Source organism: Caulobacter sp. AVps18 (assembly GCF_058681425.1).
In genome coordinates this window covers 249,471-267,197 of the sequence record NZ_CM178737.1, presented here as the reverse complement: position 1 = coordinate 267,197, position 17,727 = coordinate 249,471, and the positions used below count along the sequence as shown (strand labels likewise).

Genomic DNA, 17,727 nt, shown 5'->3' with positions numbered 1-17,727 from the left:
CAACTTGTGCGGCTTGGCGGCCGTGGTCAAACTGATCTCGTGTTCAGGAGCCGTACACAGGGGTGTGGCGTAAAACGGGAGCGGCGATGGCGTGGGATCTGTCCGTCGATCTGATCCAGGCGACGGTGCAACTTGAGCAGCCGCTCGGGGATGGCTCACGCACGGTCGGGACCGGCTTCCTGGTCGCCGACCAGGACCCCGACGGTCGCCCGCGCATCCTTCTGATCACCGCCGCCCATGTGTTCGACAGGATGCCGTCGGCTTCGGCTAAGATCGGTTATCGGGTCCAGGCCAGCGACGGCGTCTGGCGCTATGATCCCCAGACGCTGAAGATCCGCGACGGCGACCACCCGCTATGGGTCCAGCACGGTGAGCGCGACGTCGCCGCCATTGTCGTCGAGGCTCCTCCCGAATTCGCCAAGGCCGCCATCCCGCTGGCTTGGCTGGCCCAGGACGACACCTTCGGCAAATACGCCCTCGGCCCCGGCGACGAGATGATGGCCCTGGGCTTTCCGCGCGGACTGTCGGCCAATCCCGCTGGCTTCCCGATCCTGCGCTCTGGCCGGGTGGCGTCCTATCCGCTGGCCCCGGCTTCGGCTTTTCCGACCTTCCTGATGGATTTCTCGGTGTTTCCCGGCAATTCGGGCGGCCCGGTGTTCATGGCCCAGGGCGCGCGCCGCCGGCCGGGCGCAGCTGAAGCCCAGGAGGTGCAGTTCGTCGCCGGCATCCTCACCCAGCAGGTCGAACTATCGGGCGAGCGGCTGGAGATCGGCATCGTCACCCATGCCAGATACATCCGCGAGACCATCGCCCTGCTGGACGAACCACCGGCTGGCGTCACCATGGCGACGACGCGGATGCGGATCGAGCCGATGATGCCCGGCGCCTTTCCGGCCGTCGCCGCAATCTCGGCCACAGCCATGGGCGCTTCGCGATAAGGGCGGAACCTTCAAGCGCGCCGACCCGTTTCTCCTGCGAGTTTAAGCATCGCAAGGAGCCAGCCATGAGCAGCAATCGTATCGAAGGCGCAATCGACAAGGGCATGGGCGCGGCCAAGGAAGTGGTCGGCAAGGCCACGGGCAATGAGCGCCTTGAAGCCGAGGGCCTGGTCCAGAAGGCCAAGGGCGACCTGCAGAACAAGGTCGGTCAGGCCCAGGACAAGATCGCCGACGCCATCAAGCGTTGATCGGTCGGTCATTCCAGACATGAAGGCGGCCGCAGGAGCGATCCTGCGGCCGCTTTTGCTTGCGGGCCACCCTCCGGGGAGGCGCGGTTGCGCGCTTAGCCGCCGTAGATGATCGAGATGGTCTCGGCCACGCAGGCGGGGCGATCCTCGCCCTCGATCTCGATGGTGCATTCGTTCTTCATCTGCAGGCCGCCGGCCTTGGGCTCGACGCTGAGCAGCTTCTGGCGCATGCGCACCTTCTTGCCGACCCGAACCATGCCGGTGAAGCGGACCTTGTCGCAGCCATAGTTGATGCCGCGCGTCACGCCGGTGACGTGCAGGATGCCGGCGCCGAGCATCGGGATCAGCGACAGGGTCAGGTAACCGTGGGCGATGGGGCCGCCGATTTCCTTCGTCGCGCGCTCGACATCGACATGGATCCACTGGTGGTCGCCGGTGGCTTCAGCGAACTGGTTGACCCGCTCCTGGCTGATCTCGACCCAGTCCGAAACGCCCACTTCCTGACCGACCAGGCTGGCGATATCCGCGAAGGCGACTTGTTTCATGGCGTTCTCCCAAACACGTCTTTTGCAAACAGTTGTTTGATTGATCCCATGCTCGGGCGCTGTGAGCAAGGCCAAGCCTGTGCTTGGGCCGAACCCAGGCCGGTGCGCCCCGCGCGATCATTCCTCTCTGGAAGAGCGTCGGGAGCGAACGACGCGCGTTTACAGGCGCAGACGGTTAGGGTTGAGTAGGCGCGGATCGAACGTCGTTCAGTCGAAGGGGCGCGGCGCTGGTCCTGATCACAAGGATTCCGATGCGCCGTCTTTTTCTTCTCCTGGGCCTCGCGGCGTCTCTGACAGCGGTCACGCCAGCGATGGCCGCCGATCCCATCATCGACATGCATGTTCATGCCCTGGCCGCCGATGATCAGGGGCCGCCGCCCCTGGCCATGTGCGTACCCATCAATCCGATGCCGACCTGGGACCAGCGCCAGCCCTGGACGGAAGGCCTGATGGCGGTCTTCAAGCAGCCCAAATGCGCTGATCCGATCTGGTCGCCGGCGACCGACGACGAAGTCCGCGACAAGACCCTGGCCATCCTGCGCAAGCGCAACATCATCGCGGTGGTCAGCGGGCCCTATAAGCGGGTGATGGCCTGGCAGGCCCTTGAGCCGGATCGGGTCTTGCCCAGCCTGATGCCCGCCAACAGCGAACTGTCCAAGCCCAAGGTGCTGCTCAGCGATTTTGGCGGAGCCAAAAAGGCCGGAAAGGTGGCGGTCATCGGCGAACTGGGTTTCCAATACGAGGGTGTCGCCCCCAATGATCCCAGCCTGGAGAATCTGTGGGCCGCCGCCGAGGCCCTGGATCTGCCGGTGGCCATCCATTTTGGTCCCGGACCGCCTGGCGTGGCCTATATGCCAGGCTCCGGATACCGCGCCCGGCTGAGCAGCCCGCTGCTGCTTGAGGACGTGCTGGTCAAGCATCCCAAGCTGCGGGTCAATGTCATGCATGCGGGCTTCCCGATGCTCGACGACACCCTGGCCCTGCTCTACGCCCACCCGCAGGTCTATGTGGACACCGGCGTGATCGTCTACAGCCAGCCGCGCCCGGCCTTCTATCGCTACCTGCAGGCCCTGGTGGACGCGGGGTTTGGCGAGCGGGTCATGTTCGGCTCTGACCAGATGGTCTGGCCCGAGACCATCGAGCGCTCCATTGCCGTGATCGAAGAGGCGCCGTTCCTGTCACCGCAGCAGAAGCGCGACATCCTCTATAATAACGCTGCCCGCTTCCTGCGGCTCGATGCAGCGACCATCGCCAAGCACAAGGGGATGTAGCCGGCCCACATATTTATTCGGTGCCCGGTGCAACCGGCCTGTCGAGGTGGCGTTAGGTCTACATGGCCAAGCTGGGGGAGGCTTCCCCCGGCTGGCCGGCCTGGAGACCGTCATGACCTCAGCTGCCGTGAGCATCGCCGCCCAACCCGATTTCGAGCGTGATCTGATCGCGCTCATTCCGCACATGCGCGCCTTCGCCCGCAGCCTTTGCGGCAACCCGGCCCAGGCCGATGACCTGGCCCAGGATGCTCTGGCCAAGGCCTGGAAGAGCCGCGCCAGCTATCAGCTTGGTACCAATCTGAAGGCCTGGACCTTCATGATCCTGCGCAACCAGTTCTATTCCGACAAGCGCCGCTCGTGGCGCTCGATGCCGCTGGACCAGGAAGTGGCCGAGCGAACCCTGGTGGCCCATACCAATGCCGACGACGCCCTGGAACTGGACGATGTGCGACAGGCCCTGGCCATGCTGCCTGATGCCCAGCGCGAGGCGCTGATCATGGTCGGCGCCGGCGGCTTTTCCTACGAAGAGACTGCCGAAGTGATGGGCGTGGCGGTCGGCACCGTCAAAAGTCGCGTCAGCCGCGCCCGGGCCGATCTGCAGGCCATTCTTGAAACTGGCAAATATGTCCGCGACGGCCAGCCGGCCGGCCAGGCCATGGGCGCGCTTCTGGCCGAGCTGCAGGCCTTCCGGGTCGCTGCCTAAGCGGGCGGAGGCGCAGTCCTGGCCGGCGTCTCCGGCAGCGGGATGAACTCGTCATGGTCAAGGTCGGGCAGCTTCATGCGCCCGGCCTTCCAGTCGGCCTTGGCCTGCTCCAGCCGCTCTTTTGACGACGAGACGAAATTCCACTCGATGAAGCGCGGTCCCACCGGCTCGCCGCCCAGCAACATGACCGTCGAAGGCTCCAGCGCCTTGAAGACGATCGTCTCGCCCGGCGCGAACACGGCCATCTGCAGCGCCGTCAGCTCGCGACCGTCGACCTCGACCCGGCCTGAGGCGACATAGGCGGCGCGCTCGGAATACTCGGCGGGCAGGCCGGCGGTGGTTCCGGCGGCCATCTCCCAGTGCACATAGAACAGCGGCGAGAAGACCGGCACATTGGTCTTGGCCCCGAACGCTTCGCCGGCGATCAGCCGTGCCTTCAGGCCGCCGCTCTCATAGGAGGGCAGGGCGGCGTCGCCTTCGTGATGGCTGAAGCTGGGATCGACCTCCTCGAATTCCTTGGGCAGGGCGATCCAGGCCTGCATGCCGTCCATGCGGCCGCCCTGACGGCGCAGGGTCTCGAAGCGCTCGGAATGGGTGATGCCCGATCCTGCCGTCATCCAGTTGACCTCGCCCGGCTTGATCACCGCCAGCGAGCCGACGCTGTCGCGGTGAGTGATCTCGCCCTGGAACAGATAGGTCAGGGTCGACAGGCCGATATGCGGATGGGGCCGCACATCGGCGCTCCTGGGAAAGCCCGGCGCGAATTCGGCGGGGCCCATGTGGTCGAGGAAGGTGAAGGGGCCGACCATGCGGTGCGCATGGAACGGCAGGATGCGCCCGACCTCGAAATTGCCGATGTCGTGACGGCGGGCTTCGATGACGAGGTCGATCATGGACGGCTCCGGCAGGGTTGGCCGGAGGATTTCATGAGTTGGCGCGGGCGTCTTGTCGAAATGCGCTGACTTGATCCTCCCCTTTTGGGGGAGGTGGCCCGGAGGGCCGGAGGGGGCAGCGCGGCGAAGGCCGAGATGGCCCCCTCAGTCGGCTTTGCCGACAGCTCCCCCAGAGGGGGAGCATCTATTCTGACCCTACCCCAGCGGGCTCACATACGGGCTGACCAGACCCAGCGGCACCGCCGTGGAGTTCTTGACGCCGCGAATGACGATCCGGCTTTCGATGTTGCTCACCAGGCCCAGCGACAGCAGCTTGTCGCGCAGGAACTCGTCGAAGGCGCGCATGTCGCGGGTGACGATGCGCATCTCGTAGTCGGCGGCGCCGGTCACGGTGGCGCACTGGACGACTTCGGCCCACTTGCCCACGGACTGCTCGAAGGTGTCGAGGTTTTCCTTGGTCGGCAGCGACAGCTTGACGGTGCAATAGACCTCAAAGCCCAGGCCCAGCTTCTCGCGGTCCAGGATGGTCACGCGACGCTGAATGACGCCCGCGTCTTCCAGTCTTTTGATCCGTCGCCAGCAGGGGCTGGACGACAGTCCGACCCGCTCTGCGATCTCGGCGACGGACAGTCCGGCGTCGTGTTGGATGAGATCGAGGATCTTGGCATCCACGGCGTCGAGTTGTTCGGACAAGAATTCCTCCCCCAGAGGTCATTTGGCGCGGCGATCTTGCCGAAAGCGGCCATGACTCGGGCACGCCTTGGGCAAACAATTTCCCCGTTTCTATAAGATATTGCTACGCGGGCGAGAAGACCCGGGAGGAATTTTTTTGCTATGCGGCACTCAGAAGTCACTCTCGACGACAAATATCTTCTCGAAGATGGCCGCGCATTCATCACCGGCGTGCAGGCGCTGATCCGGGTTTTGCTGGATCGCAAGCGACTCGACACCCGCGCAGGGCTCAATACGGCAGGCTTCCTGTCGGGCTATCGCGGCTCGCCCCTGGGCGGGCTCGACCAGCAGGCCGCCCGCCTGAACAAGCTGCTCACCGCCCATGACGTGGTCTTCAAGGAAGGCCTCAACGAGGATCTGGCCGCCACCGCCGTCTGGGGCAGCCAGCAGGCCAACCTGTTTTCCGGCGCGACCCATGATGGCGTGTTCGGCATGTGGTACGGCAAGGCACCGGGCGTTGACCGCACCGGCGATGTCTTCAAGCACGCCAATTTCGCCGGCAGCTTCCCGACCGGTGGCGTGCTGGCCGTGGCCGGCGACGACCATGCCTGCAAGTCCTCGACCCTGCCGTCGCAGTCGGAGTTTGCCTTCCAGGACTTCGAGATGCCGGTGCTGTCGCCCGCCGACGTGCAGGAGGTGCTCGACTACGGCCTGATGGGCATCGCCATGTCGCGGTTCACCGGCCTGTGGACCGGTATGATCGCCCTGGCCGACACCATGGACAGCGGCGTGACCATCGACGTGTCGCTGGATCGCCACAAGGTCATCATTCCCGACTTCCCGATGCCATCCGGCGGCCTGGGCATCCGGCTCAAGGACCAGCCGATGGAGAAGGAGCGCCGGCTCCGGCTGCACAAGCTCCCCGCCGCCCTGGCTTTTGCCCGCGCCAACACCATCGACCGTGTGGTGCTGGGTGCCTCGCACGTCCGGGTCGGCAAGGCGCGGCTGGGCATCGTCTGCCAGGGCCAGGCCTATAAGGACGTGCTGGAGGCCTTCACGGCCATGGGCATGACCCTGCAGGAAGCCGCCGACCTGGGCGTGTCGATCTACAAGGTCGGCATGCCCTGGCCGCTGGAGCCGCTGGGCATCCGCGCCTTCGCCGCCGGCCTTGAGACCCTGATGGTGATCGAGCACAAGCGCGGCCTGATCGAGCCCCAGGCACGCGCAGCGCTGTATGATCTTCCCGCGCAAGCTCGGCCCCGCATCATCGGCAAGACCGACGAGCACCATCACCCGCTGCTGTCGGAGCTGGGCTCGCTGTCGGTGGCTGAAATCGCCCTGGCCATCTATGACCGTCTGCCCGACGGGCCGCACATGGAGCGGGCCCGCGCCTATCTGAACCGCGTCTCGGCCGCCGGTGTCGCCGCCGTCAGCCTGGCCGCCGACCAGCAGCGCAAGCCGTTCTTCTGCTCGGGCTGCCCGCACAATACCTCGACCAAGCTGCCGGAAGGCTCGCGGGCCCTGGCGGGCATCGGCTGTCACTATATGGCCGGCTTCAATGATCCCTCGACCGATCTCAACACCCACATGGGCGGCGAGGGTCTGACCTGGGTGGGCGCGGCGCCGTTCACCACCGAGAAGCACGTCTTCCAGAACCTGGGCGACGGCACCTATAACCACTCCGGCTCGCTGGCCATTCGCGGCGCGATCGCGGCCGGGGCCAACATTACCTACAAGCTGCTGTTCAATGACGCTGTGGCCATGACCGGCGGCCAGCGCGCCGAAAGCGGCTTCACGCCCGCCCAGATCACCCGCCAGCTGGCGTCGGAGGGCGTCACCAGGACGGTCATCGTCGTCGATGAGCTGGAGCGCTATCAGGGCGTCACCGATCTGGCCCCCGGCGTCGAGGTGTTCCCCCGTTCCGAACTGATGACCGTGCAGAAGATGCTGCGCGAGACGGCCGGAACCACGGTGCTGCTCTATGACCAGACCTGCGCCACTGAAAAGCGTCGCCGCCGCAAGCGCGGCACCATGGCCAAGGCGTCCCGGCGCGTGTTCATCAACCCGCTGGTCTGCGAGGGCTGCGGCGACTGTTCGGTGAAGTCCAACTGCGTCTCGGTCGAGCCTCTGGACACCGAGTTTGGCCGCAAGCGCAAGATCAACCAGTCCAGCTGCAATCAGGACTATTCCTGCGTCGAGGGGTTCTGCCCGTCCTTCATCACGCTGGAAGGCACCGAGAACGCGCAGTCGAAGAAGACGCCCGCCGCCCTGACGGCGGACTCCACGCCCCTGCCGGAATTCGAGCCCCTGACCGGGGTGCGCAAGATCCTGTTCACCGGGGTCGGCGGCACCGGCGTCACTACGGTCGCCTCGATCCTGGCCATGGCCGCCCATATCGACGGGCGTTCGGGTAGCGTGGTCGACATGACCGGTCTGGCCCAGAAGGGCGGCTCGGTGTTCAGCCACGTCAAGATCGGCGAGACCGAAGACACCGTGGTCGGTGGCCGGGTGCCGGCCGCCAGCACCGACGTGCTGATCGCCTGCGACCTGCTGGTCGCCGCCAGTCCCGAGGGCCTGTCGCTCTACGCCAAGGACCGCACGGCCGCCTTCGGCAACAGCGACTTTGCCCCCACCGCCGACTTCGTCACAAGCCGCGACGTCAGGTTCGACAGCGGGGCCATGGCCCGCCGGGTCAAGGGCGCCACCAAGAGCTTCGACGCCTGTCCCGCCCAGCACCTGGCCGAGCAACAGTTCGGCGACGCGATCTTCGCCAACATGATCATGGTCGGCTTTGCCTGGCAGCGCGGGGTGATCCCCGTCTCCAGCCGCGCCCTCTACCGGGCCATCAAGCTGAACGGGGTCGAGGCCGACGCCAACCTGCAGGCCTTCGAGCTGGGCCGCCGCATCGCCCATGATCCCGCGGCCGCGGGCCCCAAGGTCGACGCCGTGGCCACGCCGGAAACGATGCCGCTGGAGGCGCTGATCGCCCAGCGGACCGCCGAGCTGACGGCCTATCAGAACGCCGCCTATGCGGCGCGCTATGGCGCCAAGGTGGCCAGGGTGCGCGCGGCCGAGATCGCGGTCAGTGGCGCGGCCGGCGAGCTGCCCCTGACCCGCGCGGCGGCGACCAATCTCTACAAGCTGATGGCCTATAAGGACGAGTACGAGGTTGCGCGTCTCTATACGGACGGGCGCTTCGCGGCCGAACTGGCCGGCACCTTCAAGGGGGGCAAGGCCAGGGTCTGGCTGGCCCCGCCGCTGATCGCCCGCAAGGGACCGGACGGCAAGCCCAGGAAGATCGCCTTCGGCGGCTGGATGCTCGAGGTCGCCTTCCCGCTGATGGCCAGGATGAAGGGCCTGCGCGGCGGCGCTCTGGACATCTTCGGCAAGACCGGCGAGCGCCGCATGGAGCGCGGCCTGATCGCGTCGTATGAGGCGGGCCTGGACCGCCTGGTCGCAGGCCTGACCGCTGAGGCCCTGCCGCTGGCGATCAAGATCGCCCAGGTTCCGCAGGCGATCCGGGGCTATGGCCATGTGAAGGAGGCTGCGGTGGTCACGGCCCGGGCGACTGAGGGCAAGCTCTGGGAGCAGTGGGCGGGCTAACGCCGGCGTTGCTGCCGCTCGGCGATCAGCCGGTCCAGAACCGGGGTTGTGCTGGGCCGGCGCAGGTCGACGCGCCCCTCGTCGATGGTCTGGCGAAAGTCGGCCAACTGCTTTTGGAAAATCACCTGCTCTTCCGGCGGCGCGTCGGCCAGGCAGGGCTCTGCATGCTTCAGGATGCGACCCATCTCCTGTTCCAGCAGGTCATAGAAGCACAGGGCCTTGCGCTCGGCGCGCCCGGCATGGCGCAGGGCGCGGCGGCGGCGAGGGGGCTTGGATTTGGGCATGGCGGGGGCTCCTGACGGGTCTTGGGGTGACAGGACGGAAGGCGCAGGCTCTCCGCCTCACGCGAACAGTCGCTGAGTTTCAGTGGGGAGGCGCGAAGCGGCCGGGGGGTCGTGTCCCGGGACGTGGTGTAGCTCGTTGGCGATAGCGTAGCCGCTCGCGACGCGCGCCTTCCCCATGGCGCCGTAGCGAGCGAGCGGCGTAGCGGTGGTCATCCACGATCTTCGGTAGGGTTGGGTTGCGAAGCTCAACCTGAACCAAGGACCGAAGATGACCGAAGACACAATCGCCCTTCGCGGGCTGATGGAGAAGAGCGGCGACAGCGATTTTCTACGCGAGATGATCGGGTTCGCCGCCCAACGCCTTATGGAGCTGGAGGTGGGCGGCCTGACTGGGGCTGCGCACGGCGAGAAGAGCCCCGAGCGGCTGGCGCAGCGCAACGGCTACCGCGATCGCGACTGGGAGACGCGGGCGGGCACGGTGGAACTGCGGATCCCAAAGCTTCGCAAGGGCTCCTACTTTCCGGGCTTCTTGGAGCCGCGGCGGCTGGCCGAGAAGGCACTGACCGCGGTGATCCAGGAGGCCTACATCCAGGGGATCTCGACCCGCTCGGTGGATGACCTGGTCAAGGCGATGGGCATGAGCGGCATCTCCAAGAGCCAGGTCTCGCGGCTCTGCGAGGAGATCGACGAGCGCGTCCAGGCCTTCCTGACCCGGCCGATCGAGGGCGACTGGCCCTACCTGTGGATCGACGCCACCTATGTGAAAGACCGCACCGCCGGGCGTATCGTGTCCAAGGCCGTCATCGTCGCCGTGGGCGTCAACGCCGATGGCCGGCGCGAGGTGCTGGGCCTGGCGGTGGGCCCTTCCGAGGCCGAGACGTTCTGGACGGACTTCCTCAGAAGCCTGGCCCGGCGCGGCCTGCGGGGCGTCAAGCTGGTGACCTCCGACGCCCACGAGGGTATCAAGGCGTCGGTCTCCAAAATCATGAACTGCACTTGGCAGCGTTGCCGCGTCCACTTCATGCGCAATGTCATGGCTCACGCCGGCAAGAGCGGTCGCGCCATGGTCTCGGCCTTCATCGGCACGGCCTTCGCCCAGGACGACGCCCAGGCCGCCAAGACCCAATGGCGCGGCGTCGCCGACCAACTGCGGCCCAAACTCCCCAAGCTGGCCGGCTTCCTCGACCAGGCCGAGACCGATGTCCTGGCCTACATGACCTTCCCCGCCGCCCACCGCACCAAGTTGCACTCCACAAACTCCCTGGAGCGGCTCAATGGCGAGATCAAACGCCGGACAGAGGTCGTAGGCATCTTCCCCAACGAGGCCGCCATCATCCGGCTCGTCGGCGCCATTCTGCTCGAGCAGAACGACGAATGGGCCGTCCAACGATGCCGCTACATGACCCTGGAAAGTGTCGCTCCCTTGAGCGATGATCCCATCGTCAGCCTGCCCATCATGGCGGCCTGACCAATCCGGCTCAGCCGGAGAGCGCGGTGATCACGCCGACGCAGTTACACCACGCGATGGGACACGACCGGGACCTGAAGGTGGATAGTGGCTGCGCCCATGAGCGGAAGCGCCAGAAGCAACTCCTCAATGCCCAGCACCTTATCGCCATGCACCAAAACGCTGCCCGGTATCGGCCCGGCTCCGCCTGTGATCATCGCCGCCAAATTCCCGACGTCATCGACTGCAAGCCACACCAAGTCGATCTGCTCTGGATATTTCATGCGGTTAAGCTAACTCCGCCTTGGTCGGCTAACCACCCCGAACTGCCCCTCCCAACGTCCGCTCCCAGGCAGCCCGCGCCAGCCGACAAAACAGGGATGCCCACGCTCTCCCAGCCGCCGCGCAACCAGACCGCCCAGGCATGACGGAGTGTCCCTGTTCTCCGGCGCGCGGCATGATAAGCTTTCCCCATGACCGAGCCGCTCAACACCGCCCAGCCCGTGAGGGTCTATCTCAGCGCCGAAGACGCCGCCGACCTGCAGGCGCGGGTGGATCGCGGCGAGTTTGCGTCGCTGGACGAGGGCGTCGCCGCCGAGCTGGCCGAGCTCAACTATCGCCGCGCGGCCGAGATTGTCGGCAGCGCCGAGGAGCTGGAAGCCCTGCTCGACGACCTGGACTTTGACCTGATCGACCCGGCCGAGCCGGTGGCGGGCAATATCTCGCTGTCCGAGATGCTGACCAATCTCAAGGCCCAGGCCAAGGCCGCCGACGAGTGAGCCAAACCTTCGATTTCGACGCTGTGGTGGTCGGGGCCGGGGCCGTGGGTCTGGCCTGTGGCTATGCCCTGTCGCGGCGCGGCCTGGTCGTGGCGGTGCTGGAGCAGCAGGGGCATATCGGGGAGGGCGTGTCGTCACGCAATTCCGAGGTGATCCACGGCGGGCTCTACTATCCGACCGGCTCGCTGAAGGCGAAGCTGTGCGTTCAGGGGCGCCGGGCGCTGTACGGGTTCCTGGAGGCGCACAATGTCGCCTACAAGAAGTGCGGCAAGCTGGTGGTGGCCACCGACGAGGCCGAGGTCGCGCGGCTGGACGACATCCTGGCCCAGGCGCTGGAGAACGACGTCGAGGGCATGGAGCGGCTGACCGGCGAGCAGGCGCGGGCCCTGGAGCCGGGCCTCAACGCCCATGCCGCCCTGCTGTCGCCCGAAAGCGGCGTGTTCGACAGTCACGGCTACATGCTGGCCCTGCAGGGCGAGATCGAGGCAGCCGGCGGGGCGGTGGTGATCGCCACCCCGTTCGAGGGCGCAGAGGCTTTGCCCGGCGGCGGCTTTTCGGTGCGGGCCGGCGGGGCCGAGCCCACCACCCTGACCTGCCGGTTGCTGGTCACCGCGCCGGGGTTGTCGGCGCAGGAGGCTGCGGGGCGGATCGAGGGCTATCCGGCTGATCGCATCCCGGGGGGCCATTTCGGCAAGGGCGTCTATTTCCGCCTGACCGGCAAGGCGCCGTTTCAGCGCCTGATCTATCCGCCGCCGATCCATGGGGCGCTGGGCACCCACTATCGCAACGATCTGGGTGGGCAGGCGGTGTTTGGGCCAGACCTCGAGTTTGTGCCGGCACCCGACTATTCGGTCGATCCGGCCAAGGCCGCCGAGTTCGCCCGCTATATCCGCAAGTTCTGGCCTGATTTGCCGGAAGCCTCACTTTCTGCCGACTATGCCGGGGTGCGGCCCAAGCTGCATGGACCGGGCGAGCCGCAGCCCGATTTCCAGCTGCGCGGCGCGGACGACCATGGCCTGCCGGGCCTGATGGCCCTGTTCGGCATCGAGAGCCCGGGCCTGACCAGCTCGCTGGCCATCGGGCAAGAGGTCGCCGCGCGGCTGCTGGATCAGGCCTGAAGCACGGCCCGCGCCGTCTCGGGCAGTAGGCTGACCGCCTCGTCCAGCAGAGTTCGCCACTGCTCGCCGCGCCCACGCGCCTCGGCATAGGCCTCGCGCAGGGCGAAGGGGTCGTCCTGGGCCAGGGCGTGGATGAGTTGTGTCGCTTGAACCCGATCCTTGAGCCCCTTCTCGGGATTGACCTTGCGGTCGCGGCTGACGATCAGCTTGTGGACGGCGTAGCGCGCCGGTGCGGGGGCGTTCACCAGCACGCCGCCGCCATACAGCAAGGCGGTTTCGATAGGATCCCGCAGCAGGAAGTCCATGTAGGGCAGGGGCAGGGCGTCACTACCCAGCGTGGGCAGGTATGAGGGCGCATCACGCGGTGCGCCGCGATTGGTCGTCAGAACATCGACGCGATAGCGCTCGCCCAGCGAATAGCTGGTGGTCTTCTTGGCGTCGAACGCATAGCTGACCGGCGCAAAGCGCGGGTCCAGGCCCCGCAGGATGTCCAGCAAGGGCTTTTCCAGGGTGTCGTCCAGATTGGCCGCGATCCCGAAGTCCTGGGCGATATCCAGATCCAGCGTCGCCAGGCTGGAGATGGGCAGCCGCACGCCCAGATGCGCGGCATAGGTTTGAAAGGCGACGGTTCCAACCAGTAAGGCGCGAAGCCGGAAGGCCCCGGCTGCGGCCAGCGCCTGAACGATCTCGGCGCTGGTCCGGTCGGGCCGCGGCGCGCCGGACGCGATGATCGCCGCCACTAGCCGTCGACGGTCATCCACGTCGGCCTTGTGCTCGCCATGCCGGGCGATGCGCTCGCGCAGGGCGTCATTATCGGGTCCGACATAGACCTGCTTGCGACTGTTGAGCCCGCCGGTCGGCATCTGGACGTACCAGTAAAGCCGGCCCTTCACTGTCTTTGACACGAAGGTCGAGCCGGCGGGAAATTCGCCAAGCCGCTCCAGCCGTAGCCGCTCTATCAGCTCGGCATAGCTGGTGTGGGCCGAAAGGGGCAGGCGCTCGATCATGGCGCGAAGTTATACGCAAAACGAAAAATTGCGTATAACTTTTTGATCGCCCTTAAACGATCCCGCCCTCGCCCTTGCCCCAGTAGGCGTCGCGGATCAGCCGCTTGTAGAGCTTGCCGGTGGCGTGGCGGGGCAGCTCTTGCATGAAGTCGATGCGGCGCGGCGACTTGACGTGGCTGAGGCCCGCGCGGGCGAAGGCCATCAGCTCTTCGGCCAGGGCGGCCTGGTCGGCGGTCCAGTCCAGCGGCTGGATCACCGCCACCACCTGCTCGCCCATCTCCTCGTGCGGGGCACCTACCACGGCGGCGTCAGCTACCTTGGGGTGGGTGATCAGCAGGTTCTCGATCTCCTGAGGATAGATGTTCACCCCGCCGCTGATGATCATGAAGCTCTTGCGGTCGGTGAGGTAGAGATAGCCCTCCTCGTCGACCCAGCCCACATCGCCCAGGGTGGTCCAGCCGTGCTGGTTATAGCTCTCGGCGGTCTTTTCCGGGGCGTTGTGATAGTTCACGGCCGGGCCGTTGGCGAAATAGACGCCCCCTTCGGTGCGGGGCGGCACGGGATCACCGTTCTCGTCGCAGATCCGCAGTTCGCCCAGCACGGCCTGGCCGACGCTGCCCTTGTGGGCCAGCCAGTTGGTGGAGTTGATCCAGCAGAAGCCGTTCCCCTCGGTGCCGGCATAGTATTCGGAGATCACCGGGCCCCACCAGGCGATCATCTGTTCCTTGACCGGAACCGGGCAGGGGGCCGCAGCATGGACGGCGGACTGCATGGTCGAGACGTCGTACTTCGCGCGCGTCTCGTCGGGCAGTTTCAGCATGCGGACAAAGTGGGTCGGCACGAACTGGCCGCAGGTGACCTTGTACTTTTCGATCAGGGCCAGGGCGGTTTCGGGATCGAACTTCTCCATTACCACCACCGTGCCGCCCAGCTTGTGGACGCTCATGCACCAGCGCAGCGGGGCGGCGTGATAGAGCGGGGCGGGCGAGAGGTAGACGCTGTCGCCGGAGAAGCCGAACAGGCCCTGGGCCATCATCTGCAGGGCGTTGGGCTGTTCGATCGGGCCGCCGTTCAGGGCCGGCTTCACACCCTTGGGCCGGCCGGTCGTGCCTGACGAATAGAGCATGTCAGAGCCGGCACTCTCGTCGCTGATCGGCGTTTCCGGCATGGCCGCGCGGGCCGCCTCGAAATCGGCATAGGCCCCGTGTGCACCGCCGACGGTGTAGAGCGTCAGACCCTGAACCAGGGTGGCCACCTCGTCGATCACCGGCCCCATGGCGGCGGATGTAATGAAGAGCTTGGCCCCGCAGTCCTGCAGGATGTACTGGGTCTCGCCCGCCGTCAGCTTGGTCGAGATGCAGACATAATAGAGCCCGGCGCGCTGGGCGGCCCAGGCGATCTCGAAGAACCGGGCGTTGTTCTCCATCAGGATGGCGATCACGTCGCTGGTCTGCAGGCCCAGCGAGCGGAAGAGTTGCGCGCCCTGATTGGAGCGATCGTTGAGCTGGCCATAGGTCACGACCTCGCCCGATCCGGCCATGATGTAGGCGGGCTTCTGGCCTTGGGTCTGGGCGTGGAGATAGGGGTGCATGCCGGGGCCTCAGGTGACTTTTCGGGAAAATTGATCTAGATTGATCGTCTAGAAACGGAGGTTTCGATGGCGTTGAGCATCAAGACGCAGGAGGCCGACCGCTTGGCGCGCGACCTCTCCCGCCTGACCGGCGAGACCATGACCCAGGCCGTGACCGTGGCCCTGCGCGAGCGGCTGGAGCGCGAACGGGCGGCCAAGGCCGAGACGACCGAAGAGTTCGTCGCGCGGATCAGGGCGTTGACGGCCGAAATGCGTGGCGGCGTCCCCTTCCGGCCAGTCACCCCCGAGGAATGGTTGGACGCCGGCGGCGACGATTTGGACTTTGAGCTGGCGGCCAAGGAGCTGGCGGCCAAGGCTAAAGACTGATGGTGATCGACACCTCGGCGATCATCGCCATCATCGCGGATGAACCAGCGGCCGACGACTTGACGGTTCGTATCGCCAGGGCCGCAGTCCGGGAAATGTCCGTGGTCAGCTACGTCGAAGCTGCCACGGTTCTCTTGGCGAGAACGATTTCGCCGGACCGTCTCGACACCCTGCTCGTCCAGCTGGGCATATCGGTCGTTGATGTGGATATGGCCCAGGGTCGCGAAGCTGTTCGCGCCAGGATCGCCTATGGCAAGGGCACGGGGCATCCCGCCAAGCTGAACCTCGGCGACACCTTCACCTACGCCCTGGCCAAGCTGCGGGGCGCGCCCCTGCTGTTTGTCGGCGACGACTTTGGTCATACCGATCTGGTCTCCGCCCTGGCCTGACCTCATGCCGCGACGGTCGCCCGGGCGTCTTCCAGGATCATGGCCGCACCCTTTTCGCCGATCATGATGGTCGGGGCGTTGGTGTTGCCCGAGACCAGGCGCGGCATGACCGAGGCGTCGATGACGCGAAGGCCCTCCACGCCCCGGACCCGCAGGCGAGAATCGACCACGGCGGCCGGGCCCGAGCCCATCTGGCAGGTGCCGACCGGGTGATAGAGGGTCGAGCCCGCAGCGCGGGCGAAGGCCAGCAGGGCCTCGTCGGAGTCAAAGCCCGGGCCGGGGTTCATCTCGTGGTCGACATAGGGGGCCAGGGCCGGCTGCTCGCCGATCTTGCGGGCCCATTTCAGGCCGGCGATGGCGACTTCCTGGTCCAGCGGATCGGCCAGATAATTGGCGAAGATCGCCGGATAGGCGGATGGATTGGCCGACTTGATCCGCACATGACCACGGCTTTCCGGACGCAACTGGCAGGGGGCGATGGTCATGCCCGGCGCGCCTTCCAGCTCCATCTTCTGCTCGTTGAACAGCTTTTCCAGATCCATGGTCGCCGGCAGGATGTGGAACTGGATGTCCGGTCCTGCCAGATCCGGCCGCGACTTGCAGAACGCCGCCACGTGGGCCGCCGACAGGGTCAGCATGCCGGTGCGGGTGAACAGGTATTTCAGGGCTTCGGTCGCCAGGCGCAGGCCCTTGCTCTGCTCGTTGACCGAGACGACGCCGGGCTTGAGGCGATAGCGGACAGCGGTGATGTAGTGGTCCTGCAGGTTCTCGCCGACCCCGGGAAGATCGGCGACCACGGCAATGCCATGCTCGCGCAGCAGTTCGCCCGCGCCGACGCCTGACAGCTGCAGCAGTTGCGGAGAGTTGACCGCCCCGCCGGACAGGATGACCTCGGCCCTGGCCCGGGCGACGCGTTTGACGCCGTTCTGGACGAACTCGACGCCGACGGCGCGCTTGCCTTCGAACAGCACCCGGCTGGCCAGGGCATTGGTCTCGACCTGCAGGTTGGACCGGCCCATGGCCGGATGCAGATAGGCCACCGCCGCCGAGCAGCGCGCGCCGTTCTTCTGGGTGACCTGGTACCAGCAGGCCCCTTCCTGGTTCTCGCCGTTCAGGTCGGCCGAGCGGGGAATGCCGGCCTGGTCGCAGGCGTCGATCAGGGCTTCGGAGATCGGGTGGGCGTCGCGCATGTCGGCGACGTTCAGCGGGCCGCCGACGGCGTGGAGCTCGCTGGCACCGCGCTCCTGGTTTTCCGACTTGCGGAACCAGGGCAGGACGTCGTCCCAGGCCCAGCCTTCGCAGCCCAGCTGACGCCAGCCGTCATAGTCGGCCTGCTGGCCGCGCACATAGAGCATGGCATTGATCGAGGACGAGCCGCCCAGCACCTTGCCGCGCGGCCAGACATGCTGGCGACCGTCGGAACCGGGATCGGGCTCGGTCGTATAGAGCCAGTTGACCTTGGGATCCTTCAGGGTCTGGGCGTAGCCGACCGGGATGTGGATCATCATGTTCGAGGCGAACTGGGACAGGTTTTTGGTCGGGCGATCATCGCCGCCGGCTTCCAGCAGCAGCACCTTGTAGCGGCCGTTCTCTGACAGCCGCGCAGCCAGCACGCATCCGGCCGAGCCGGCACCCACGACGATGTAGTCTGCCTCGATGTTCCCAGCCATCGCTTCCTCCCGGGAACGCTTCTGGTGCGCCCCATTTCTTAGTGTTGCGAGCCCGCCGTTCAGAGGGGCTCGGGGCCGTCCGCGTGTATCCGCGTGATCGGCGTTCACCCACCATGCGCGGGTCTGACGCGAACGCAAAGCCTCACCTTGCGTCAGTTGCCGTCGCGGCGCCGTTGGCGCGCCGCTATTCCGGGTTATCGTCG

Annotated in this window: 17 protein-coding genes and 1 pseudogene; 10 read left to right on the top strand and 8 right to left on the bottom strand. The window is 66.4% G+C overall.

The genetic code is table 11. The features are described 5' to 3' along the window. Positions 1 to 86: 86 nt before the first annotated feature. Complete coding sequence (locus ACW179_RS01205; RefSeq protein ID WP_492062141.1) at positions 87 to 938, top strand: trypsin-like serine peptidase; 852 nt, start codon at positions 87 to 89, stop codon at positions 936 to 938. A gap of 65 nt (positions 939 to 1,003) precedes the next feature. Beyond that, a pseudogene (locus ACW179_RS01200) lies at positions 1,004 to 1,209 on the top strand (CsbD family protein). A 72-nt stretch (positions 1,210 to 1,281) separates the two neighbouring features. Here ACW179_RS01200 and ACW179_RS01195 read toward each other — a convergent pair. Beyond that, positions 1,282 to 1,731: a MaoC family dehydratase gene (locus ACW179_RS01195; protein WP_492062138.1), complete on the bottom strand. Its 450-nt coding sequence runs from the start codon at positions 1,729 to 1,731 to the stop codon at positions 1,282 to 1,284. A gap of 251 nt (positions 1,732 to 1,982) precedes the next feature. Between ACW179_RS01195 and ACW179_RS01190 the strand changes: the two genes are divergently transcribed. Both ACW179_RS01190 and ACW179_RS01185 read left to right on the top strand, forming a co-directional pair. Further along, positions 1,983 to 3,002, top strand: coding sequence for an amidohydrolase family protein (locus ACW179_RS01190; RefSeq protein ID WP_492062135.1), 1,020 nt, complete (start codon positions 1,983 to 1,985; stop codon positions 3,000 to 3,002). 112 nt (positions 3,003 to 3,114) lie between these two features. Further along, positions 3,115 to 3,705 (top strand): sigma-70 family RNA polymerase sigma factor, encoded by a 591-nt coding sequence (locus ACW179_RS01185; RefSeq protein ID WP_492062129.1) that lies wholly within the window; start codon positions 3,115 to 3,117, stop codon positions 3,703 to 3,705. Here ACW179_RS01185 and ACW179_RS01180 read toward each other — a convergent pair. Further along, positions 3,702 to 4,598 (bottom strand): pirin family protein, encoded by an 897-nt coding sequence (locus ACW179_RS01180; RefSeq protein ID WP_492062125.1) that lies wholly within the window; start codon positions 4,596 to 4,598, stop codon positions 3,702 to 3,704. The two genes, ACW179_RS01185 and ACW179_RS01180, sit on opposite strands and share 4 nt — an antisense overlap. A gap of 195 nt (positions 4,599 to 4,793) precedes the next feature. After that, positions 4,794 to 5,291 carry an Lrp/AsnC family transcriptional regulator gene (locus ACW179_RS01175; RefSeq protein ID WP_492062120.1) on the bottom strand — a complete coding sequence of 166 codons (498 nt, stop codon included), beginning with the start codon at positions 5,289 to 5,291 and terminating at the stop codon, positions 4,794 to 4,796. A gap of 141 nt (positions 5,292 to 5,432) precedes the next feature. On the opposite strand from ACW179_RS01175, the gene ACW179_RS01170 reads away from it, so the two are divergent. Continuing rightward, entirely contained in the window at positions 5,433 to 8,873 is a 3,441-nt protein-coding gene (locus ACW179_RS01170; protein WP_492062118.1) for an indolepyruvate ferredoxin oxidoreductase family protein, read from the top strand. On the opposite strand, the gene ACW179_RS01165 is transcribed toward ACW179_RS01170, so the two are convergent. Then, on the bottom strand, positions 8,870 to 9,157 hold the full coding sequence (locus ACW179_RS01165; RefSeq protein ID WP_492062115.1) for a hypothetical protein: 288 nt from the start codon (positions 9,155 to 9,157) through the stop codon (positions 8,870 to 8,872). The genes ACW179_RS01170 and ACW179_RS01165 overlap by 4 nt on opposite strands. 268 nt (positions 9,158 to 9,425) lie before the next feature. On the opposite strand from ACW179_RS01165, the gene ACW179_RS01160 reads away from it, so the two are divergent. Further along, entirely contained in the window at positions 9,426 to 10,625 is a 1,200-nt protein-coding gene (locus ACW179_RS01160) for an IS256 family transposase (RefSeq protein ID WP_492059584.1), read from the top strand. Positions 10,626 to 10,669: 44 nt separating this feature from the next. On the opposite strand, the gene ACW179_RS01155 is transcribed toward ACW179_RS01160, so the two are convergent. After that, positions 10,670 to 10,888 carry a hypothetical protein gene (locus ACW179_RS01155; RefSeq protein ID WP_492062113.1) on the bottom strand — a complete coding sequence of 73 codons (219 nt, stop codon included), beginning with the start codon at positions 10,886 to 10,888 and terminating at the stop codon, positions 10,670 to 10,672. Positions 10,889 to 11,077: 189 nt separating this feature from the next. On the opposite strand from ACW179_RS01155, the gene ACW179_RS01150 reads away from it, so the two are divergent. Then, positions 11,078 to 11,383, top strand: coding sequence for a hypothetical protein (locus tag ACW179_RS01150; RefSeq protein ID WP_492062111.1), 306 nt, complete (start codon positions 11,078 to 11,080; stop codon positions 11,381 to 11,383). Next, positions 11,380 to 12,501 (top strand): NAD(P)/FAD-dependent oxidoreductase, encoded by a 1,122-nt coding sequence (locus ACW179_RS01145; protein ID WP_492062108.1) that lies wholly within the window; start codon positions 11,380 to 11,382, stop codon positions 12,499 to 12,501. The genes ACW179_RS01150 and ACW179_RS01145 overlap by 4 nt, the downstream gene beginning before the upstream one ends. Here ACW179_RS01145 and ACW179_RS01140 read toward each other — a convergent pair. Then, positions 12,492 to 13,508, bottom strand: coding sequence for a nucleotidyltransferase family protein (locus tag ACW179_RS01140; protein ID WP_492062103.1), 1,017 nt, complete (start codon positions 13,506 to 13,508; stop codon positions 12,492 to 12,494). The genes ACW179_RS01145 and ACW179_RS01140 overlap by 10 nt on opposite strands. Positions 13,509 to 13,560: 52 nt before the next feature. After that, the gene (locus ACW179_RS01135) at positions 13,561 to 15,099 is read right to left on the bottom strand and encodes an acyl-CoA synthetase (protein ID WP_492062098.1); all 1,539 of its coding nucleotides are present in this window, start codon (positions 15,097 to 15,099) and stop codon (positions 13,561 to 13,563) included. A gap of 66 nt (positions 15,100 to 15,165) precedes the next feature. Here ACW179_RS01135 and ACW179_RS01130 point away from each other — a divergent pair, with 66 nt between their 5' ends. Next, positions 15,166 to 15,465: a type II toxin-antitoxin system VapB family antitoxin gene (locus ACW179_RS01130; RefSeq protein WP_492062094.1), complete on the top strand. Its 300-nt coding sequence runs from the start codon at positions 15,166 to 15,168 to the stop codon at positions 15,463 to 15,465. After that, complete coding sequence (locus ACW179_RS01125; protein ID WP_492062091.1) at positions 15,465 to 15,854, top strand: type II toxin-antitoxin system VapC family toxin; 390 nt, start codon at positions 15,465 to 15,467, stop codon at positions 15,852 to 15,854. The genes ACW179_RS01130 and ACW179_RS01125 overlap by 1 nt, the downstream gene beginning before the upstream one ends. Before the next feature lie 2 nt (positions 15,855 to 15,856). Here the strand turns inward: ACW179_RS01125 and ACW179_RS01120 are convergent, their stop codons facing one another. After that, a complete protein-coding gene (locus tag ACW179_RS01120) occupies positions 15,857 to 17,524 on the bottom strand; it encodes a GMC family oxidoreductase (protein ID WP_492062089.1) in 1,668 nt (555 codons plus the stop codon). Positions 17,525 to 17,727 lie beyond the last annotated feature (203 nt).

Excerpts from the sequence above, each read along its gene's own strand:
- ACW179_RS01205 (WP_492062141.1), top strand. The coding sequence starts at position 87 with ATGGCGTGGGATCTGTCCGTCGATCTGATCCAGGCGACGGTGCAACTT.
- ACW179_RS01195 (WP_492062138.1), bottom strand. The coding sequence starts at position 1,731 with ATGAAACAAGTCGCCTTCGCGGATATCGCCAGCCTGGTCGGTCAGGAA.
- ACW179_RS01190 (WP_492062135.1), top strand. The coding sequence starts at position 1,983 with ATGCGCCGTCTTTTTCTTCTCCTGGGCCTCGCGGCGTCTCTGACAGCG.
- ACW179_RS01185 (WP_492062129.1), top strand. The coding sequence starts at position 3,115 with ATGACCTCAGCTGCCGTGAGCATCGCCGCCCAACCCGATTTCGAGCGT.
- ACW179_RS01180 (WP_492062125.1), bottom strand. The coding sequence starts at position 4,598 with ATGATCGACCTCGTCATCGAAGCCCGCCGTCACGACATCGGCAATTTC.
- ACW179_RS01170 (WP_492062118.1), top strand. The coding sequence starts at position 5,433 with ATGCGGCACTCAGAAGTCACTCTCGACGACAAATATCTTCTCGAAGAT.
- ACW179_RS01165 (WP_492062115.1), bottom strand. The coding sequence starts at position 9,157 with ATGCCCAAATCCAAGCCCCCTCGCCGCCGCCGCGCCCTGCGCCATGCC.
- ACW179_RS01160 (WP_492059584.1), top strand. The coding sequence starts at position 9,426 with ATGACCGAAGACACAATCGCCCTTCGCGGGCTGATGGAGAAGAGCGGC.
- ACW179_RS01155 (WP_492062113.1), bottom strand. The coding sequence starts at position 10,888 with ATGAAATATCCAGAGCAGATCGACTTGGTGTGGCTTGCAGTCGATGAC.
- ACW179_RS01150 (WP_492062111.1), top strand. The coding sequence starts at position 11,078 with ATGACCGAGCCGCTCAACACCGCCCAGCCCGTGAGGGTCTATCTCAGC.
- ACW179_RS01140 (WP_492062103.1), bottom strand. The coding sequence starts at position 13,508 with ATGATCGAGCGCCTGCCCCTTTCGGCCCACACCAGCTATGCCGAGCTG.
- ACW179_RS01135 (WP_492062098.1), bottom strand. The coding sequence starts at position 15,099 with ATGCACCCCTATCTCCACGCCCAGACCCAAGGCCAGAAGCCCGCCTAC.
- ACW179_RS01130 (WP_492062094.1), top strand. The coding sequence starts at position 15,166 with ATGGCGTTGAGCATCAAGACGCAGGAGGCCGACCGCTTGGCGCGCGAC.
- ACW179_RS01125 (WP_492062091.1), top strand. The coding sequence starts at position 15,465 with ATGGTGATCGACACCTCGGCGATCATCGCCATCATCGCGGATGAACCA.
- ACW179_RS01120 (WP_492062089.1), bottom strand. The coding sequence starts at position 17,524 with ATGGCTGGGAACATCGAGGCAGACTACATCGTCGTGGGTGCCGGCTCG.